At 62.1% G+C, this 16,967-nt stretch carries 12 protein-coding genes; 8 read left to right on the plus strand and 4 right to left on the minus strand.

The features are described 5' to 3' along the window. The first annotated feature begins 145 nt into the window (after positions 1 to 145). The 3 genes from J3456_RS03315 to J3456_RS03325 all read left to right on the plus strand — a co-directional run bounded on the left by J3456_RS03315 (position 146) and on the right by J3456_RS03325 (position 4,652). Complete coding sequence (locus J3456_RS03315; RefSeq protein WP_349578886.1) at positions 146 to 1,720, plus strand: Re/Si-specific NAD(P)(+) transhydrogenase subunit alpha; 1,575 nt, start codon at positions 146 to 148, stop codon at positions 1,718 to 1,720. Between the two features lie 13 nt (positions 1,721 to 1,733). Beyond that, positions 1,734 to 3,167, plus strand: a complete 1,434-nt coding sequence (locus J3456_RS03320; RefSeq protein WP_259944958.1) for an NAD(P)(+) transhydrogenase (Re/Si-specific) subunit beta — start codon at positions 1,734 to 1,736, stop codon at positions 3,165 to 3,167. Positions 3,168 to 3,383: 216 nt separating this feature from the next. Further along, positions 3,384 to 4,652, plus strand: coding sequence for a DUF3422 family protein (locus tag J3456_RS03325; RefSeq protein ID WP_349578887.1), 1,269 nt, complete (start codon positions 3,384 to 3,386; stop codon positions 4,650 to 4,652). On the opposite strand, the gene J3456_RS03330 is transcribed toward J3456_RS03325, so the two are convergent. The 4 genes from J3456_RS03330 to J3456_RS03345 all read right to left on the minus strand — a co-directional run bounded on the left by J3456_RS03330 (position 4,588) and on the right by J3456_RS03345 (position 9,739). Next, on the minus strand, positions 4,588 to 5,661 hold the full coding sequence (locus tag J3456_RS03330) for a YeeE/YedE family protein (RefSeq protein ID WP_349578888.1): 1,074 nt from the start codon (positions 5,659 to 5,661) through the stop codon (positions 4,588 to 4,590). The two genes, J3456_RS03325 and J3456_RS03330, sit on opposite strands and share 65 nt — an antisense overlap. 207 nt (positions 5,662 to 5,868) lie before the next feature. Continuing rightward, positions 5,869 to 6,867, minus strand: a complete 999-nt coding sequence (locus J3456_RS03335) for an ABC transporter permease (RefSeq protein WP_067936889.1) — start codon at positions 6,865 to 6,867, stop codon at positions 5,869 to 5,871. Beyond that, positions 6,860 to 7,897: an ABC transporter permease gene (locus J3456_RS03340; RefSeq protein WP_067630270.1), complete on the minus strand. Its 1,038-nt coding sequence runs from the start codon at positions 7,895 to 7,897 to the stop codon at positions 6,860 to 6,862. Before J3456_RS03340 ends, J3456_RS03335 begins: the two co-directional genes overlap by 8 nt. A 120-nt stretch (positions 7,898 to 8,017) precedes the next feature. Then, positions 8,018 to 9,739 carry a peptide ABC transporter substrate-binding protein gene (locus J3456_RS03345; RefSeq protein ID WP_349578889.1) on the minus strand — a complete coding sequence of 574 codons (1,722 nt, stop codon included), beginning with the start codon at positions 9,737 to 9,739 and terminating at the stop codon, positions 8,018 to 8,020. Positions 9,740 to 10,052: 313 nt separating this feature from the next. On the opposite strand from J3456_RS03345, the gene J3456_RS03350 reads away from it, so the two are divergent. The 5 genes from J3456_RS03350 (at position 10,053) to J3456_RS03370 (ending at position 16,927) form a co-directional block, all read left to right on the plus strand. Then, a complete protein-coding gene (locus tag J3456_RS03350) occupies positions 10,053 to 11,885 on the plus strand; it encodes an ABC transporter ATP-binding protein (protein ID WP_349578890.1) in 1,833 nt (610 codons plus the stop codon). Positions 11,886 to 11,895: 10 nt separating this feature from the next. Further along, positions 11,896 to 13,059 carry an acetylornithine deacetylase gene (argE, locus tag J3456_RS03355; RefSeq protein WP_349578891.1) on the plus strand — a complete coding sequence of 388 codons (1,164 nt, stop codon included), beginning with the start codon at positions 11,896 to 11,898 and terminating at the stop codon, positions 13,057 to 13,059. Positions 13,060 to 13,156: 97 nt separating this feature from the next. Beyond that, complete coding sequence (locus J3456_RS03360) at positions 13,157 to 14,503, plus strand: NAD(P)/FAD-dependent oxidoreductase (RefSeq protein WP_349578893.1); 1,347 nt, start codon at positions 13,157 to 13,159, stop codon at positions 14,501 to 14,503. 26 nt (positions 14,504 to 14,529) lie between these two features. Then, complete coding sequence (locus tag J3456_RS03365; RefSeq protein WP_349578895.1) at positions 14,530 to 15,696, plus strand: M20 aminoacylase family protein; 1,167 nt, start codon at positions 14,530 to 14,532, stop codon at positions 15,694 to 15,696. Between the two features lie 67 nt (positions 15,697 to 15,763). Then, complete coding sequence (locus J3456_RS03370; RefSeq protein ID WP_349578896.1) at positions 15,764 to 16,927, plus strand: M20 aminoacylase family protein; 1,164 nt, start codon at positions 15,764 to 15,766, stop codon at positions 16,925 to 16,927. Positions 16,928 to 16,967: the final 40 nt, after the last annotated feature.

Below are 16,967 nucleotides of genomic sequence, written 5' to 3' on the forward strand. Positions count from 1 at the left end.
ACCGTTCTCTCGGTGTCGCAGCGCAGCAATTTTGCTCCGTTTCACGTAGCGGTCTGCTTGTACTATTGCTGCGCGCGCGCTATCGCTCTGACTAACAAAGTTGCGCCAAAGCGGCGTGACGGGCCAGCAAAGGGGGACTCTTGGTTTGAAGATCGGGACACCAAAGGAAATATTTGAGGGCGAGAACCGGGTCGCAATGACGCCGGACAGCGCGCTGCAACTGCAAAAGCTTGGGCATACATGCGTTATCGAAACCGGCGCCGGTGCGGCTGCGGGCTTTGACGATGCCGCATATGAGGGCGCAGGCGTCGAGGTGGTGAGCACCGCCGCTGCTCTCTACAAGGCCGCCGATGTGGTTGCCAAGGTGCGCCCGCCGTCTGACGCCGAGGTCAAACGCCTGCGCGCGGGCCAGACGCTCATTTCCATGTTCAACCCTGCGGGCAACAAAGATCTGATGGAGGCCGCCGCCGCCAAGGGCGCGACCGTCATGGCGATGGACTTGGTGCCGCGCATCAGCCGCGCCCAGAAGATGGACGCGCTGTCTTCTATGGCCAATATCGCGGGCTACCGTGCGGTGATTGAGGCGGGCAACAACTTCGGCCGTTTCTTCACCGGGCAGATCACGGCAGCGGGCAAGGTGCCCCCGGCCAAGGTGCTGGTCGTCGGCGCGGGTGTTGCGGGTCTTGCCGCCATCGGCACATCGACCTCGCTGGGTGCCATCACGCTCGCGTTCGACGTGCGCCCGGAAGTGGCCGAACAGGTCGAATCGATGGGCGCTGAGTTTGTCTATCTCGACTTTGAAGAAGAACAGGCCGATGGGTCGGCTTCGGGCGGCTATGCCTCTGTTTCCTCGCCCGAATTCCGCGAAGCGCAGCTGGCCAAGTTCCGCGAATTGGCGCCTGATGTGGACATCGTCATCACCACGGCGCTGATCCCCAACCGCGAAGCCCCCGAGCTTTGGACCGAGGACATGGTGCAGGCGATGAAGCCCGGTTCCGTGATCGTCGATCTCGCGGCAGAGAAGGGCGGCAACTGCAAGCTCACCAAAATGGACGAGAAGATCGTCACCGACAACGGTGTCACGATCATCGGTTACACCGATTTCCCCTCTCGCATGGCGACGCAGGCTTCGACACTCTATTCCACCAACATCCGCCACCTGATGACGGATCTGACGCCCGAGAAAGACGGTGTCATCAACCACGACATGGAAGATGACGTGATCCGGGGCGCGACCATCACCCACGAAAAAGAAGTGACCTTCCCGCCGCCACCGCCCAAGGTCGCAGCCATCGCGGCCGCGCCGAAAAAGGAAAAGGTTAAGGAAAAGACCCCGGAAGAGAAGCGTGCTGACGAATTGGCTGCTTTCAAAGCGCAGACTAAGAACCAAGTCACGCTCTTGGCCGTCGGCGCGGCGTTGCTGCTCGGTGTCGGCCTCGTCGCCCCTGCCAGCTTCATGCAGCACTTCATCGTCTTCGTTCTGGCGGTCTTTGTTGGTTTCCAAGTCATCTGGGGCGTGGCGCACAGCCTGCACACCCCGCTGATGGCGGTGACCAATGCGATCTCCTCGATCATCATTCTGGGCGCGCTGATGCAGATCGGCTCTGGCTCGTGGCTGGTGATCCTTCTTGCTGCCCTGTCGGTCTTTATGTGTGGGATCAACATTTTCGGCGGCTTCCTCGTGACACGGCGCATGCTCGCCATGTTCCAGAAATCCTGAAGGAGCGAGCATCATGGAATACGGATTTACGACAGCGGCCTATGTGGTCGCAGCGGTTCTCTTCATCCTGTCGCTCGGCGGTCTGTCGGGGCAGGAAAGCGCGAAACGCGCGGTATGGTACGGCATTGCAGGCATGGCGCTGGCGGTTGTCGCCACGCTGATCGGGCCGGGGGCGGGGTTCTGGCTCCTCTCGCTGATCCTGATCGCCGCCGGTGGCGCGATCGGCTACCAATTGGCCACCCGCGTGCAGATGACGCAGATGCCCGAACTGGTCGCGGCGATGCACAGCCTTGTGGGCCTCGCGGCGGTTTTCGTTGGCTACAACGCCCATATCGAACTGGGCAACGTGCTGGCGATGGACGAGGTGGCGCGCGCCTCCACCGAAGGTTTCGCGGCGCTTCTGGCCAAGAAAGACAGTGTCGAGATCGCGATCCTGCGGGTCGAACTGGTGCTCGGCATTTTCATTGGTGCCGTGACCTTTACCGGCTCTGTCATCGCCTATGGCAAACTGGCGGGCCGCGTCAGCTCGGCAGCGACGAAACTGCCGGGTGGTCACATGCTTAACGCCGGTGCGGCAGCGCTCTCGCTGATCTGCCTGATCTGGTACTTCAACACCGGGGGCTTCTTGCCGCTGTTCATCATGACGCTGGCGGCGCTCTTTATCGGGTATCACCTGATCATGGGCATCGGTGGTGCTGACATGCCGGTGGTTGTGTCGATGCTGAACAGCTACTCCGGCTGGGCCGCGGCGGCGATTGGCTTCTCGCTTGGCAACGATCTGTTGATCGTGGTTGGCGCCTTGGTCGGTTCTTCGGGTGCGATCCTAAGCTACATCATGTGTAAGGCGATGAACCGTTCCTTCGTCAGCGTTATCCTTGGCGGCTTTGGCGGGACATCTGGCCCGGCGATGGAGGTCGAGGGTGAGCAAGTAGCGATTGAGGCCGATGGTGTCGCTCAGGCTCTGAATGAGGCCGACAGCGTCATCATCATTCCCGGCTACGGCATGGCGGTGGCGCAAGCTCAAGGCGCGGTCAGCGATCTGGTCAAGAAACTGCGCGCCCGCGGCAAGAACGTCCGCTTCGCCATCCACCCGGTGGCGGGCCGTCTGCCCGGTCACATGAATGTGCTCTTGGCCGAGGCCAAAGTGCCCTATGACATCGTGATGGAGATGGACGAGATCAACGATGATTTCCCCGAGACCGACGTCGCGATCGTCATCGGCTCCAACGACATCGTGAACCCCGCGGCGCAAGACGACCCCAACAGCCCCATCGCTGGCATGCCGGTGCTGGAATGCTGGAAGGCGAAAACCGTTTTCGTCTCCAAGCGCGGGCAGGGCACCGGGTATTCGGGCATCGAGAACCCGCTGTTCTTCAAAGAGAACACGCGCATGTTCTACGGTGACGCCAAAGCCAGCCTCGACAAGCTGCTGCCGCTGATCGACTGATCGTTTTCTGTTAAAGAAAACGGCTGGGAATTTTTGAAAAATTCCCAGCCCATCCCATCAAACGCCCCGCCGGAAACGGTGGGGCGTTTGCCGTTTCTAGGGGCGGTATACGTCGGTATGCAGTAAGTATTTGAAAAGGCGTATTTTTCTTCTGTTCATCGGCGGCGATGGCGCTATTCTTGGGGGAAGATACTCTCTCCAGCAGCGGAACCCCTCATGGCCCCGATCAAAGACCACCCGCAGCGCCTTGCCCTGACCGGCGAAATGCACGCACGCCCGTTTCCGCAGCTCGCCGCGCCCTCGCGGGTGGCCTTTCTTGCGGTGAAGCCGTCACCGGATGCCGCACCGCAGGCCGAGTTGAACGCACTGCTGGCCCATTACGGCGCGCCGCGCGCCGATGCTTCGGCCACGCATTACTATGGCGAGATGGGCCGCTTCACGCTGAAATGGGAGCAGCATACCGAATTCGTTACCTATACGGTGATCGCCCCCACTGGCCGAAGCCTGCCTTTCGCCGCCGCGGATTTCGCCGCTTTTCCCGAGGATTGGCTGGCCGACATAGAAGGGGAGCGGATCACCTCGGCCCTGCTTGCGGTCCTGCCGAAGCCAGAGGAGGACGAAGAGATCGCGGGTCACCTGCAAGACTGGTTCGTGCCCGAGAGCCTCGCCGTGGCAGAGGTGCTCGACGGGGCAGCGGTGGTCGCTAGCGATTTTCGGATTGATCCCGCCGGCCATCTACGGCTGGCGCTCTTTACCGACGCGGCGACCGGGCAGCGGCGGATTGGGCGGATCGTGCAGCGGCTGTGCGAGATTGAGACCTATAAGGCGATGTCGATGCTGGGCTTCATGCAGGCGCGCGACATGGCGGCGGCCTTGAATGATCTGGATGGACAGTTGTCGACCCTTATGGGGGCGATGCGCAGCGGGGCGGGCACGGCGGCAGAAGAGACTCTGCATGCGCTGCTTGATGTCTCTGTCGCGCTAGAGGCGCTGACGGCGGAGACCGCCTATCGCTTCGCCGCCACGGGCGCTTATGAGGCCATCGTCTATGAACGTATCTCGGCCCTGCGCGAGGCGCGTTTCATGGGGCGTCAGGGGTTCGGGGAATTCATGATGCGCCGCTATGCGCCCGCCATGCGCACGGTGAAATCGACCGAGACGCGGCTGCAGACCCTCGCCGCCCGCGCCCTGCGCGCCGCCGATCTGCTGCGTACCCGGGTCGATGTGGAACGCTCGGCCCAGAACCAAGCGATCCTTGCCAGCATGGACCGCCGCGCCGACTTGCAATTGCGGCTACAGCATACGGTCGAGGGGCTGTCTGTGGTGGCGATCAGCTACTACGCGGTGTCACTGGTTAGCTACCTGCTCTACCCGCTGGCAGAGCCGCTGGAGGTCAGCAAGGGGCTGCTGACCGCCGTGGTCACCGTGCCGGTTGTGCTTGGCGTGTGGTGGACGCTGCGCCACCTGCGGCGGAAGATCGGCTGAGCAACGCCTGCATGGCCAGCCCGCCCAGTGCGATCATCACGATGGCCTCGATGGCCGCGACAGAAAGCGTGGGGACACCCGAAAGGCCCGCGCCCAAGGTGCAGCCTCCGGCCAGCACACCGCCCACGCCCATCATAGCTGCCCCGGTCAGGTAGCGTCCGGTTTGGCGCGGGGCGTCAAAGCTCTGCCACTGAAACTCTCGCGCGATCAGGCTGGCGATCAGCGCGCCGACAAACACGCCGCCCAATAGCCCGGTGCCGAAACCTGCGGGGATGGAACTGCTGGCGATGATCCAAAACAGCGTATCGGCAGAGGGCGAGGTGAAGCTAAGGCTCTCCATCGCGATCGGGTCGAATTCGTCCAGCAAGATAAACCCGGTGCCGACCCATGCGGCAGGCACCAAAAGCCCGATTAGACCGGCCATCACCAGTTGCCCCGGACGGTTGCCCGAGCGCAGCGCATAGGCCAACGCCGTCACGGCGATCAGACCGCCCCAAACCAGCGCACCGCCGGGCAGGGCAGCAAGGCTCACGCTGTCGCCCATGTCGACGGTCACGGACCCAAGCGCCACGCGCAGCGGTGCCAGAACACCTTTGAGGGTGGCATGGGCCACCACGGCAAAGACCAGCACCACCAGCGCCCCGCGCAGATTGCCGCCGCCTGTTAGCACCGTGAGGCGTGAGATGCAGCCGCGCGTAAGCACCATGCCCGCGCCGAACAGCAGCCCGCCGATGCCAATCGCCAGAAACGGCACTTCAGAGGCCATGAAACGATGCGCGTCGAAACTGATCCAACCCGCGGCCACGGCGGCCTGCGTGCCAATCATCGCCAGCGCCAGCGCGGTAAGCCAGACCCCGAGCGCTTGACGCCGGTCTTCGCCCACGAGACTGCGGCGAAAGCAAAAGCGCGTGCGCTGTGCCAAGACGCCAAACGCCAGCCCGATGAGCGCGGCCAACAGAACGGACGCCTCTTTTGCTGTCGTCTCTTCAAAGCCGAAAGACTCAAACATCGCGAAAACCCTCGAAAACGGAATTATTTCCCATTTGGAGGGGCTGGGGGTCACAATCAAGTGAAAGCTGACGTCGGGGCCTCCGGCGTCAGCGAAATTATTTCTGTTTTGATGGAAAAATAGGCGACGCTGTTCACCCTGCGTCAGGAGATACGAAACAACCGGCCCCCCTCGCGATAGGCGGGGGCCGGTCGGTCCTTATTTGGCTCAGCGTCCGCGAATGCGCGGATCGAGCGCGTCGCGCAGACCATCGCCAAGGTAGTTCACCGCCAGCACGGTCAGCGAGATGGCGATGCCGGGCAGCATCACGCGCTCGGGAAACTCCTGCATGCGGTCCACTGCATCGGCCAGTTGTTTGCCCCATGTGGGGAAGTCCGACGGAAAGCCGACGCCCAGAAAGCTCAGCGCGCTTTCGGTGATGATCGCCGTGGCAAGGCCAAGGGTGGCCGACACCATGATGGGCGAGATCACGTTGGGCAGCAGGTGACGGCGGATGATCTTGCCCGGCGTGGTGCCGATAGAGCGGGCGGCAAGGATGAACTCACGTTCCTTCAGCGCCAGAATATCGCCCCGCACGATCCGCGCCGTCTGCATCCAAGAGGTCAGGCTGATGACCGAGACGATCAGGATGAACATGCCCCCCTCAGGCCCAAACTGCGAGCGCAGCGGTTGCCCGAAGAGTGTTACCGCCAAAAGCACCAGCGGCAGGATCGGCAGGCTGAGAATCAGATCGGTAAAGCGCATGAGCCAGAAGTCCATCCGCTTGAAAAAGCCCGACAGCACGCCGACGGCCGTGCCGATGATCAGCGCCAGTGCCATGGCCATCCAGCCCACGGCCATCGACACGCGCCCGCCAAAAAGCATCTGCGCAAGGATGTCGCGGCCCAACTGATCGGTGCCGAAAGGATGGCTCCACCCCGCCTTGGCATCGCCGTCCCACAGCAGCGTATAGATCGGCCGCCAATTCTTGTTGCGAATGTCGAGCTTCTTGGCGTCGATGTCCCACAGATAGGGGCCAAAGATCACCGCGAGCGTGATGAAGATCAGGAAACCGCCGCCGAAAAGCGCGCCCTTGTGTTTGCGGAACTGGTCCCAAACATCGCGCCATTGGCTGCGCGGCGGCTTTTGCGGGCCCTTGTCTTGCAGGGCCTTCATGAACTCAAGGTCGGCTTCGACCGGGCTGGCGGGAATGGGTTGCTCAGTCATAACGGATCCTTGGGTCAAGCAGGCCGTAGAGGATATCTGCGATCAGGTTGAACAGCACGATCAACACAGCAAAGATAAAGGTCAGGGTCATCACCATGGGCAGATCGTTGGCACGCAGCGCGGTCAACAGAAGCTGGCCGATGCCATTCACCTTAAATACGTTCTCGGTGATGATGGCGCCGCCAAAGATGGCGGGCATGCCAAGCGCGATGATGGTGACCACCGGGATCATCGAGTTGCGCAGGACATGGACCATGACGACAACGCTTTCCTTCAGCCCCTTGGCGCGAGCGGTGCGCACGTAGTCTTGGTTGAGGTTGTCGAGCATGGCACCGCGCATGTAGCGGCTGATCTGCGCTGTGGTTTGCAGCGCCAGCACCATCACCGGCATGATCATCTGAAAGAACTGCACCTTGAAGCTTTCCCAGTCGTTCACGACATGGGTCGTGTCATAGATCGACGGCAGCCACCCCAGCGAGACCGAGAAGATCACGATCAGCAGAGGCCCGGTAAAGAAGGGCGGGATCGAGAAGCCGATCATGGTGATGAACGTCCCAGCCTGATCGAAGACCGAATAGTGACGGTAGGCCGAATAGATGCCGATCGGAATGGCAATGACGATGCCCACGATATAGGCCAGCCCGACAACCCAGAGGGTCTGCGGCATGCGCTGGATCACGATGTCCATCACAGGCGAACGGGTCTGCCAAGAGATCACGCGCAGCTTGCCGTCCGAAAGGTTGGTGTCGGGCAGCCAGCTAAACAGGGCAGAACGGTTGGTCAGGTAGTCGATGAAAACCTGCGGCTCGATCCAAAAGACCTGCACGAGCCATTTCCAATATTGGATATAGATCGGCTGGCCGAGGCCGAGCGCCTCGCGCATTTTCTCTTTCACCTCGGGCGGGACCGTCAGCGGCACTTGGGCCATCGGGTCGCCGGGGGCGAGTTGCAGCAGCAGGAAAATCACCAGGCTGATAAACAAAAGCGTCGGGATCGACAAAAGAAGTCGTCGGATGGTGAAGGTCAACATGGGCGTCGCCTTTGTAGGTCAGTCTGTGAGGGGGTGGGGGCGAGAGGGGGGCGTGCGGATGGCGCACACCCCCCAAAGGTCGGTGAAGGGAGGCGCAGCATGCCGCGCCTCCGTCCTAGATCACTCTTCCATGCGGTACCAATCGGCGGCATTCCACAGTTCGGAGTCCCAAGTGTTCAGAACAACGCCACCAAGGGTGTTGGCTGCAGCAGAGACGCGACCACGGTCAACCAGCGGCAGGATCGAGTAGCTGTCTTTGGTCAGCATGTCGTTCAGCTTTTTGGCCAGTTCGCCACGCTTTTCCATTTCGCCGGTGCGGCCCAGTTCGGCCACCATGGCATCATACTCTTCTTCGCAGAAACGGTTGATGTTCTCACCCTGCCACTGCGATTCCGGGCTTGGGAATTTGGCGCAGGTCCGCTGAGCGAGGTAGCTTTGCGGGTCGGTGCCGTCGAAGTTGTTGGCGTACATTTCAACGTCTGCATAGAAACGCTGGAATGTGTCCGTCGAACCGGGATCACCCCCAAAGAAGACCGAAGAGTCGATGTTGCGCAATTCGGTTTCAACACCGATCTGGCTCCACCAATCCTTGATCAGCGCTTGGAAGTCCTGACGCACGGCGTTGGTCGAGGTCTGGTAAAGGATTTCCAGCTTCACGCCGTCTTTTTCGCGGATGCCGTCGCCATCGCTGTCAACCCAGCCCGCTTCGTCCAAAAGCGCCTTGGCGCCTTCGATGTCTTGGGTCAGGCAGTCGGTGTTGTCGGAGGCGTAAAGCTCAGGTGCTGGCACCATGTTACAGGTGGCGCGGCCCGCTTGGCCGTAGCCGACTTCGACCAGCAGTTCGCGGTCAATCGCCATCGACAGTGCCCGGCGGACGCTCTCATCGGTGAGGAAGGGATGCGGGTGCTTGGCTGTGGCGCGTTCACCTTCCGGCAGGTCCGGGGAGGGGTCTGTCATGTTCAGTTCCAGACGCTCAACCAGCGTGCCGAAAGCCGACATTGGCTTGCCTTTGCCGCCTTCGGCCATCTTGGCGATGACATCGGGGGCCAATTGCAGGTTCCACGCATAGTCGAACTCACCGGTTTCCATCACGGCACGGCCCGCCGCTGTCGCGTCGCCGCCACCTTTGAAGGTCAGCGAGGCAAAGGCAGGCTTGCTCGGGTCGCGGTAATTTTCGTTCGCGGCCATGGTGATCACATCGTTCGGGCGGAACTCAGTGACGGTGAAGGGGCCGGTGCCGATGGGGTTAAAGTTCGCTTCGGTGCACTCGGGCGCTTTGGCGCCGGTACAATCGGCAAACTGCGCCGCCTGAATGATCGGGGACTGGCCGCCCATGAAGGGGCCGTAGGGGTTTGGCATCGGCTCGGAGAAGGTAACCTTGACCGTCTGGTCGTCGACCACATCAACCGAGGAGACACCTTCGAATTTGGCCAACTGTGCGCAGCCGCCTTCGGGGTTCATGCAGTAATCGGCGGTGAATTTGACGTCATTGGCGGTGACGGGGCTGCCGTCGGACCACATCAGCCCATCTTTCAGCTTCCATGTGATGGTCTTGAGGTCTTCGCTCACGCCGCCGTTTTCCAGCGTCGGAATCTCGGTTGCCAGATAGGGCACCAGCGCGCCGTTCTGGTCGTAGCGGCCAAGTGGTTCGAGGACCAGCGAGGAGGCTTCGACGTCTTTTGTGCCGCTCGACAGATAGGGGTTCAGGATCGAAGGCGCCTGCCAATAGATGATTTTGACTTCGCCGTCGCGGCCACGCTCGCCCTCATGGGCTTCAGCAAAGGCCATAGGGGCAAACGCAGTCGATGCGACAGCCCCCATCAATAGGGTCTTCAATTTCATAACTTACTCCATGTTGGACACGTGGGCGTGCCGCTTTTTGTCGACGGGATTGCCCCCGCCTTGTTGCTGTCGCCCCAGAAAGAACATGAGCTTCACCAGCTAAACATAACAAAAAAAGCAATATTCAACCTGTGATCGAAGCATTCTTTCCAAACCGCATGGGCCATATCGAAACAGGTTTCCCGAAAATTGCAAGGGCGGACATGGCGCAAATATGACAAAGCTCGAACTCTTCGCGTCAGGTTTGACAGTCTCATGACATTCGCCGTAGCGTCGGGCAAAATCTGCGCCAATAAAAACAACAGGGAAACAGATGCTGGATCACGCAAACGGAGCGCCAATCGCCCAAATTCAGGGCCTGCGCGTCGAATTTCAAACCAAAGATGGCCCCGTTGTCGGCGTCGAAGATGTCAGTTTCGACATCAACCCCGGTGAGACGGTTTGCGTTGTCGGGGAATCGGGATCGGGCAAATCGGTGTCTTCGCTGTCGCTGATGCGGCTGGTTGAATACGGCGGCGGTGAAATTGCAGGCGGGCGCCTTCTTTTTGAGCGTGGTGAAAAGGGGCAGGTCGATCTGGCGGCCAGCAGCGGTAGCCTCATGCGCAAAATCCGCGGCAATGAGATCGGCATGATCTTCCAGGAGCCGATGACCGCGCTGAACCCCGTCTTCACCATCGGCAAGCAGATGACCGAAGGTCTGCGCCTGCATCTGAACATGTCGCGTAAAGAGGCCGAAGCCCGCGCGCTGGAACTGATGAAACAGGTCCGCATCCCCGAGCCGGAGCGGCGGCTGAAGCAATATCCGCATGAGCTGTCGGGCGGCATGCGCCAGCGCGTGGTGATCGCCATGGCGCTGGCTTGCGAGCCGCGCCTCTTGATCGCGGATGAGCCCACCACGGCGCTTGACGTGACCATTCAGGCCGAGATTCTCGCCTTGATGGACCGCTTGAAGCGCGAGACCGGGACGGCGGTGATGTTCATCACCCATGACATGGCCGTGGTGGCGCAGATGGCCGACCGTGTCGTCGTCATGTTCCGCGGGAAAAAGGTCGAAGAGGGCACGGTCGAAGAAATCTTTGAAAACCCCAAACACCCCTATACCAAGGCGCTGCTGGCCGCCGTGCCCAAACTCGGCGAAATGACGGGCAAGCCCTACCCGGAGCCGATGAAGCTGCTGGGTTCGGAAGACAAGGAAATCCTGCCGATCAAGGGCCGCGAAGAGGTGCTCCTTTCGGTCAAGAACCTGACCACGCGCTTTCCAGTGCAGGGCGGTTTCCTGCGCCGCACCGTCGCCAACGTCCACGCGGTAGAGGATCTGTCGTTTACGCTCAACAAGGGCCAGACGCTAAGCCTCGTTGGCGAATCGGGCTGTGGCAAATCCACGGCGGGCCGGTCGATTTTGCGTCTGGTGGAACCGATGTCGGGCGAAGTGAACCTCGACGGCGTCGATATCATGTCGCTGGATCAAAACGCCCTGCGCACCGCGCGGCTTGATATGCAGATGATCTTTCAAGACCCCTTTGCCTCGCTGAACCCGCAGATGCAGCTTTCCGATCAGGTGGCCGAGCCGATCCATAACTTCGCCACCCTCAAAGGGGCGGAGATCACCAAACGCGTTGAGATGCTCTTTGACCGGGTGGAACTGCCGCGCAGCTTCATGCGGCGCTTCCCGCATGAGCTCTCGGGCGGCCAGCGCCAGCGCGTCGCCATCGCCCGCGCGCTTGCCCTGAACCCCAAGCTGATCATTGCGGATGAGGCGGTCTCGGCCCTCGACGTGTCTGTGCAGGCACAGGTCTTGAACCTGATGATGGAGCTTCAGGCCGAAATGGAACTCTCTTTCCTCTTCATCAGCCACGACATGGCGGTGGTGGAGCGGGTGAGCCACTACGTCGGCGTCATGTATCTGGGGCGCATCGTCGAGATGGGCTCGCGCCAGCGGGTGTTTGAGAACCCGCAGCACCCCTATACCCAAGCGCTGATGAAGGCCGTGCCGATCGCCGATCCACGCCGGCGCAAGTCCGAGAAGGACCTGAACTTCAAACCGATTCCCTCGCCGATCCACCCTGTCAGCTATCGGGCCGAGCCTTCGGTCTACCGCGAGGTGGAGCCGGGGCACCATGTGCTGACCACCGACAGTGGCTATTGAAAGAACACCAATGACCGAACGCCTGACCCCGCTTGAGTTGATGACCAAACTCATCAGCTTCCCCACCGTGTCGCGGGACACCAACATCCCGCTGATCGACTGGGTGGCCGAGTACCTCGCTGCCCACGGGATCGAGAGCCACCGCTACATCGATCCTGATCAGCCCAAACATGCGCTTTTCGCCCATGCGGGCCCGTGGGAGGAGGGGGCCGTCGTCCTCTCGGGCCATACCGATGTGGTGCCGGTCGACGGGCAGGCATGGGACACCGACCCTTTCACCGTGACCGAGAAAGACGGCCGCTATTATGGCCGGGGCACCTGCGACATGAAGGGCTTTGACGCGCTGGCGATCTGGGCTTTGGTCGAGGCGCATTATGCAGAAGTGAAACGCCCCCTACAGATCGCGCTCAGCTTTGACGAAGAGATCGGCTGCACCGGCGCTCCGCCGATGATCCAAGCGATGCAGGGCGTGGTGCCCAAGGGCTCGGCGGTCATCGTGGGCGAGCCTTCGACCATGCAGGCGGTGACCGGCCACAAGGGCGGCATTGGCTTTAACACGCACCTCGTGGGCTTCGAGGTGCATTCCTCGCTCTTGCATACCGGGGTCAACGCGATCATGGCGGGTGCCAAGCTCATCGAATGGGCCAACGACGTAAACAGCGACAACATGGCCGCCAAACCGACCGAGACAGCGGCGATGTTCGACCCGCCCTTCACCACTGCCCATGTCGGCGTGATCGAAGGCGGCACGGCCCACAACATCACCGCTAAGGACTGCAAATTCGCCATGGATTTCCGCGTGGTTCCGGGTGAAGACAAAGACAAATGGGGCACCGCCTACCTTAAAAAAGTGCGGGAGGTCGAAAAGCAGATGCAGGACGTGGTGCCCGAAACCTATATCGAGACCTCGACCCGTTTCGACGTGCCCGCGCTGCAGCCCGAAAAGGACGGCGAGGCCGAGCAGATCGTGCGCCAGATCACCGGCGACAATGCCAGCCACAAAGTGAGCTACGGCACCGAAGCCGGGCAGTTCCAAGAAGCAGGTTATTCCGCCGTGATCTGCGGGCCGGGCGACATCGCGCAGGCGCATCAGCCCAACGAATTCATCGACGTGGCGCAATTCGAGGCCGGTCACGACTTCATGCGCCGGCTGCTGACCCGCTTGCAGGGCTGAGCCATCCCTGACAGACCCGAGGCAAGCCCCCCTCCGGGGGCCTGTCCTTTCCACGGCCGCCCGGTGCAGCCGCGCGGCCCCAGCCTCCGGGGTTCGCATGTCCGTTTTTCCTATCACCCTTGCCACCCCTGCCAGCTATCCCCGCACCCCGCCGCGCGACAGCGAGGTGGTGGTGATCGGCGGTGGCGTGATCGGCGTCTGCACTGCCCTGTTTCTGGCGCGGGCGGGCAAACAGGTGACGCTGCTCGAAAAGGGCCGCATTGCCGCTGAACAATCCAGCCGCAACTGGGGCTGGATCCGCCAACAAGGGCGCGACCCAGATGAGTTGCCGATCATGGTCGAAGCCGCGCGGCTTTGGCGCGAACTGGCCCCAGAGCTCGACCGCGACATCGGGCTGAAACAGACCGGCGTGACCTATCTGGCAAGCTCGGACGCCAAGATGCAGGTCTACGCAGACTGGCTGCCCCACGCCAAGGTGAATGGGATCGACAGCCGGTTGATGGACGCGGGCGAGGTGGCTGCGGCTTTTCCGGGGTTGAGCAAAGGCTACACCGGGGCGTTGATCACCCCCTCCGACATGCGGGCCGAACCTTGGGTCGCGGTGCCAGCGCTGGCCACCTTGGCCGTCAAAGAGGGCGTGCGCATCATCGAGAACTGCGCGGTGCGCAAGCTCGACCTCGCCGCGGGCCGCGTGGCGGGGGTGAGCACCGAAGCGGGGGCGATCCGCACGACATCGGTGGTGCTGGCGGGCGGGGCATGGTCGGCGCTTTTCCTGCGCGCGCATGGCGTCACCCTGCCGCAGCTATCCGTACGCGAAAGCGTGGTGGCGACCAATGTGCTGCCCGAGGTGCACGCCGGGGCCGTGGCCGAAGCCGGGCTGGCCTTTCGCCGCCGCGCCGATGGGGGCTATACGCTGGCTCCGGGGGCGGCGCCCGACCTCTATGTCGGGCCCGATGCCTTCCGCGCCCTGCGTCACTACCTGCCACAACTGCGCGCCACCCCCTTTGGCCAGCAGCTGCGGATCTCTGCGCCTAAGGGCTTTCCTGACGCATGGCGCACCCCGCGCCAATGGGCCGCGGACAGTGTCAGCCCCTTTGAGGCGATGCGCATCCTTGATCCCGCCCCTGATCACCGCCGGTTGCGCCGCACGATCAAGCAGTTCGCTGCGCTTTATCCCGGTCTACCACCGATCACGGCGCGCAATTCATGGGCGGGCATGATCGACACAATGCCTGATATCGTACCCGTGGTGGACAGTTGCGCCCAAATTCCGGGCCTCGTCATTGGCACCGGCATGTCGGGCCACGGCTTTGGCATCGGGCCGGGCATAGGGCGGGTGCTGGCCGCACTGGTCATGGGCGATGCGCCGGGGCATGATCTAAGCAGATTTCGCGCCGACCGGTTCAGTGATGGCACGCCCATCCGCCCCGGTCCGGCGCTTTAACCTCATTGTTTCAAAGGACATAGCCCATGCCGATTAAGAACCGTTTCGCCGAGACCCACGCCGAGATCACCGCATGGCGCCGCCACCTGCATCAGCACCCCGAACTGCTGTTCGACCTGCCCGAAACCTCGAAATTTGTGGAAGACAAGCTGCGCAGCTTTGGCATCACCGACATCACCACCGGCATCGCGCAGACCGGCGTGGTCGCGGTGATCGAGGGGCAGAGCAATCGCTTAAACCGCACGATTGGGCTGCGCGCCGATATGGATGCGCTGCCGATCATGGAAGCAACGGGGCTGCCCCATGCCTCCAAGACCCCCGGCAAAATGCATGCCTGCGGCCATGACGGCCATACGGCGATGCTGCTGGGTGCCGCGCAATACCTCGCCGAGACGCGCAATTTCGATGGCCGCGTGGTGCTGATCTTCCAACCCGCCGAGGAGGGCGGCGCCGGTGGCAATGTCATGGTGCAAGAGGGGCTGATGGACCGTTGGAGCATTGATGAGGTCTACGGCATGCATAATATGCCCGGCCACCCCACCGGGCATTTCGCAATCCGCGAGGGGGCGCTGCTGGCCGCGGCGGATGAGTTTAACATCACGCTGACCGGGCAGGGCGGCCATGCCGCGGCCCCGCATGAGGCCATCGACACCAACCTCGCCGCCGCCCATGTGTTGATCGCGCTGCAATCCATCGCCAGCCGCAACACCGACCCGCTGAAACAGGTCGTCGTCTCGGTCTGCACCCTGCGCAGCGATACCGAAAGCCACAACGTCCTGCCGCATCAGGTGATCTTGCGCGGCACGGTGCGTACGCTCGACCCCGCGGTGCAGGATTTGGCCGAGCAGCGCCTGCACGACCTCACCCGCCTGACGGCGGAGGCGCATCAGTGCAAGGCCGAGATCGACTATCAGCGCGGCTATCCCGTCACCCGGAACCACAGCGACCACACCCGCTATGCCGCCGAGGCTGCCGACAAGATCACCCCCGGCACCGACCGCGACACCCCGCCCATCATGGCGGGGGAGGATTTTTCATATATGCTCAATGCGCGACCAGGTGCCTACATTATGATCGGCAATGGCGATGGGGCGACGGTACACCACCCGGCATATGACTTTGACGACGCCGCAATCCCGGCAGGCTGCTCGTGGTTCGCGCAGGTGGTTGAGGACCGGCTGGCAAGGGCGTAAGCATGGGGCAGATAAATGCGACTGCATGAAAATCAGCGCCAACCCAACTCCGGAGGATACTTCCCAAATGGCCGTTAAGAACCGATTTGCCGAGCTGCATGACGACATCACCGCATGGCGCCGCGATCTGCATGAAAACCCCGAAATCCTCTTTGAGACGCACCGCACCTCGGCCACCGTGGCCGAGAAGCTGCGCAGCTTCGGCTGTGACGAGGTCGTCGAGGGCATTGGCCGCACCGGCGTCGTCGGCGTGATCAAGGGTAAGGAAACCGGATCGGGCAAGGTCATCGGGCTGCGCGCCGACATGGACGCGCTGCCGATCCACGAACAGACCGGGCTAGAGTACGCCTCTAAGACCGATGGCGCGATGCATGCCTGCGGCCATGACGGCCACACCGCCATGCTGCTGGGGGCGGCGCAATATCTAGCCGAGACCCGCAATTTCGACGGCACCGTCGTGGTGATCTTCCAGCCCGCCGAAGAGGGCGGCGGCGGTGGCCGTGAGATGTGCGAGGACGGTATGATGGACCGTTTTGGCATCCAAGAAGTCTATGGGATGCACAACTGGCCGGGCATGCCCACGGGCTCTTTCGGCATCCGCCCGGGGTCTTTCTTTGCTGCCACGGATCAGTTCGACATCACCTTTGAGGGCCGCGGCGGCCATGCCGCAAAGCCGCATGAGACCGTCGACACAACCGTGATGGCCGCGCAGGCCGTGCTGGCGCTGCAAACCATCACCGCGCGCAATGCCGACCCGGTGGAGCAGATCGTCGTCTCGGTCACCGCTTTTGAGACATCTTCCAAAGCCTTCAACGTGATCCCGCAACGGGTGCAGATGAAAGGCACCGTGCGCACGATGTCGGCGGATATGCGCAGCCTTGCCGAAAAGCGGATCAACGAGATTTGCAACGGCATCGCGGCCACCTTTGGCGGCACAGCGGATGTGACCTACCACCGCGGATACCCGGTCATGGTGAACCACGAAGAGCAGACCGAGTTCGCCGCCGATGTGGCACGCTCAATCTCGGGCGATTGCGTCGAGGCGCCGCTGGTCATGGGGGGGGAAGACTTCGCCTTCATGCTCGAAGAACGCCCCGGTGCCTATATTCTGGTCGGCAACGGTGACACGGCGGCGGTGCACCATCCGGAGTATAACTTCAACGATGAGGCCATCCCGGCAGGCTGTAGCTGGTGGGCGGGTATCGTCGAGCAGCGGATGCCAGCGGCCTGATTCCGCAATCGGTAACGATCCTAGCGCGCCTCCTTCGGGG

This window comes from Sulfitobacter sp. NFXS29 (assembly GCF_040148765.1).
Lineage (GTDB): Bacteria > Pseudomonadota > Alphaproteobacteria > Rhodobacterales > Rhodobacteraceae > Sulfitobacter.

Excerpts from the sequence above, each read along its gene's own strand:
- J3456_RS03320 (WP_259944958.1), top strand. The coding sequence starts at position 1,734 with ATGGAATACGGATTTACGACAGCGGCCTATGTGGTCGCAGCGGTTCTC.
- J3456_RS03360 (WP_349578893.1), top strand. The coding sequence starts at position 13,157 with ATGTCCGTTTTTCCTATCACCCTTGCCACCCCTGCCAGCTATCCCCGC.
- J3456_RS03335 (WP_067936889.1), bottom strand. The coding sequence starts at position 6,867 with ATGACTGAGCAACCCATTCCCGCCAGCCCGGTCGAAGCCGACCTTGAG.
- J3456_RS03325 (WP_349578887.1), top strand. The coding sequence starts at position 3,384 with ATGGCCCCGATCAAAGACCACCCGCAGCGCCTTGCCCTGACCGGCGAA.
- J3456_RS03365 (WP_349578895.1), top strand. The coding sequence starts at position 14,530 with ATGCCGATTAAGAACCGTTTCGCCGAGACCCACGCCGAGATCACCGCA.
- J3456_RS03350 (WP_349578890.1), top strand. The coding sequence starts at position 10,053 with ATGCTGGATCACGCAAACGGAGCGCCAATCGCCCAAATTCAGGGCCTG.
- J3456_RS03340 (WP_067630270.1), bottom strand. The coding sequence starts at position 7,897 with ATGTTGACCTTCACCATCCGACGACTTCTTTTGTCGATCCCGACGCTT.
- J3456_RS03330 (WP_349578888.1), bottom strand. The coding sequence starts at position 5,661 with ATGTTTGAGTCTTTCGGCTTTGAAGAGACGACAGCAAAAGAGGCGTCC.
- J3456_RS03370 (WP_349578896.1), top strand. The coding sequence starts at position 15,764 with ATGGCCGTTAAGAACCGATTTGCCGAGCTGCATGACGACATCACCGCA.
- J3456_RS03345 (WP_349578889.1), bottom strand. The coding sequence starts at position 9,739 with ATGAAATTGAAGACCCTATTGATGGGGGCTGTCGCATCGACTGCGTTT.
- argE (WP_349578891.1), top strand. The coding sequence starts at position 11,896 with ATGACCGAACGCCTGACCCCGCTTGAGTTGATGACCAAACTCATCAGC.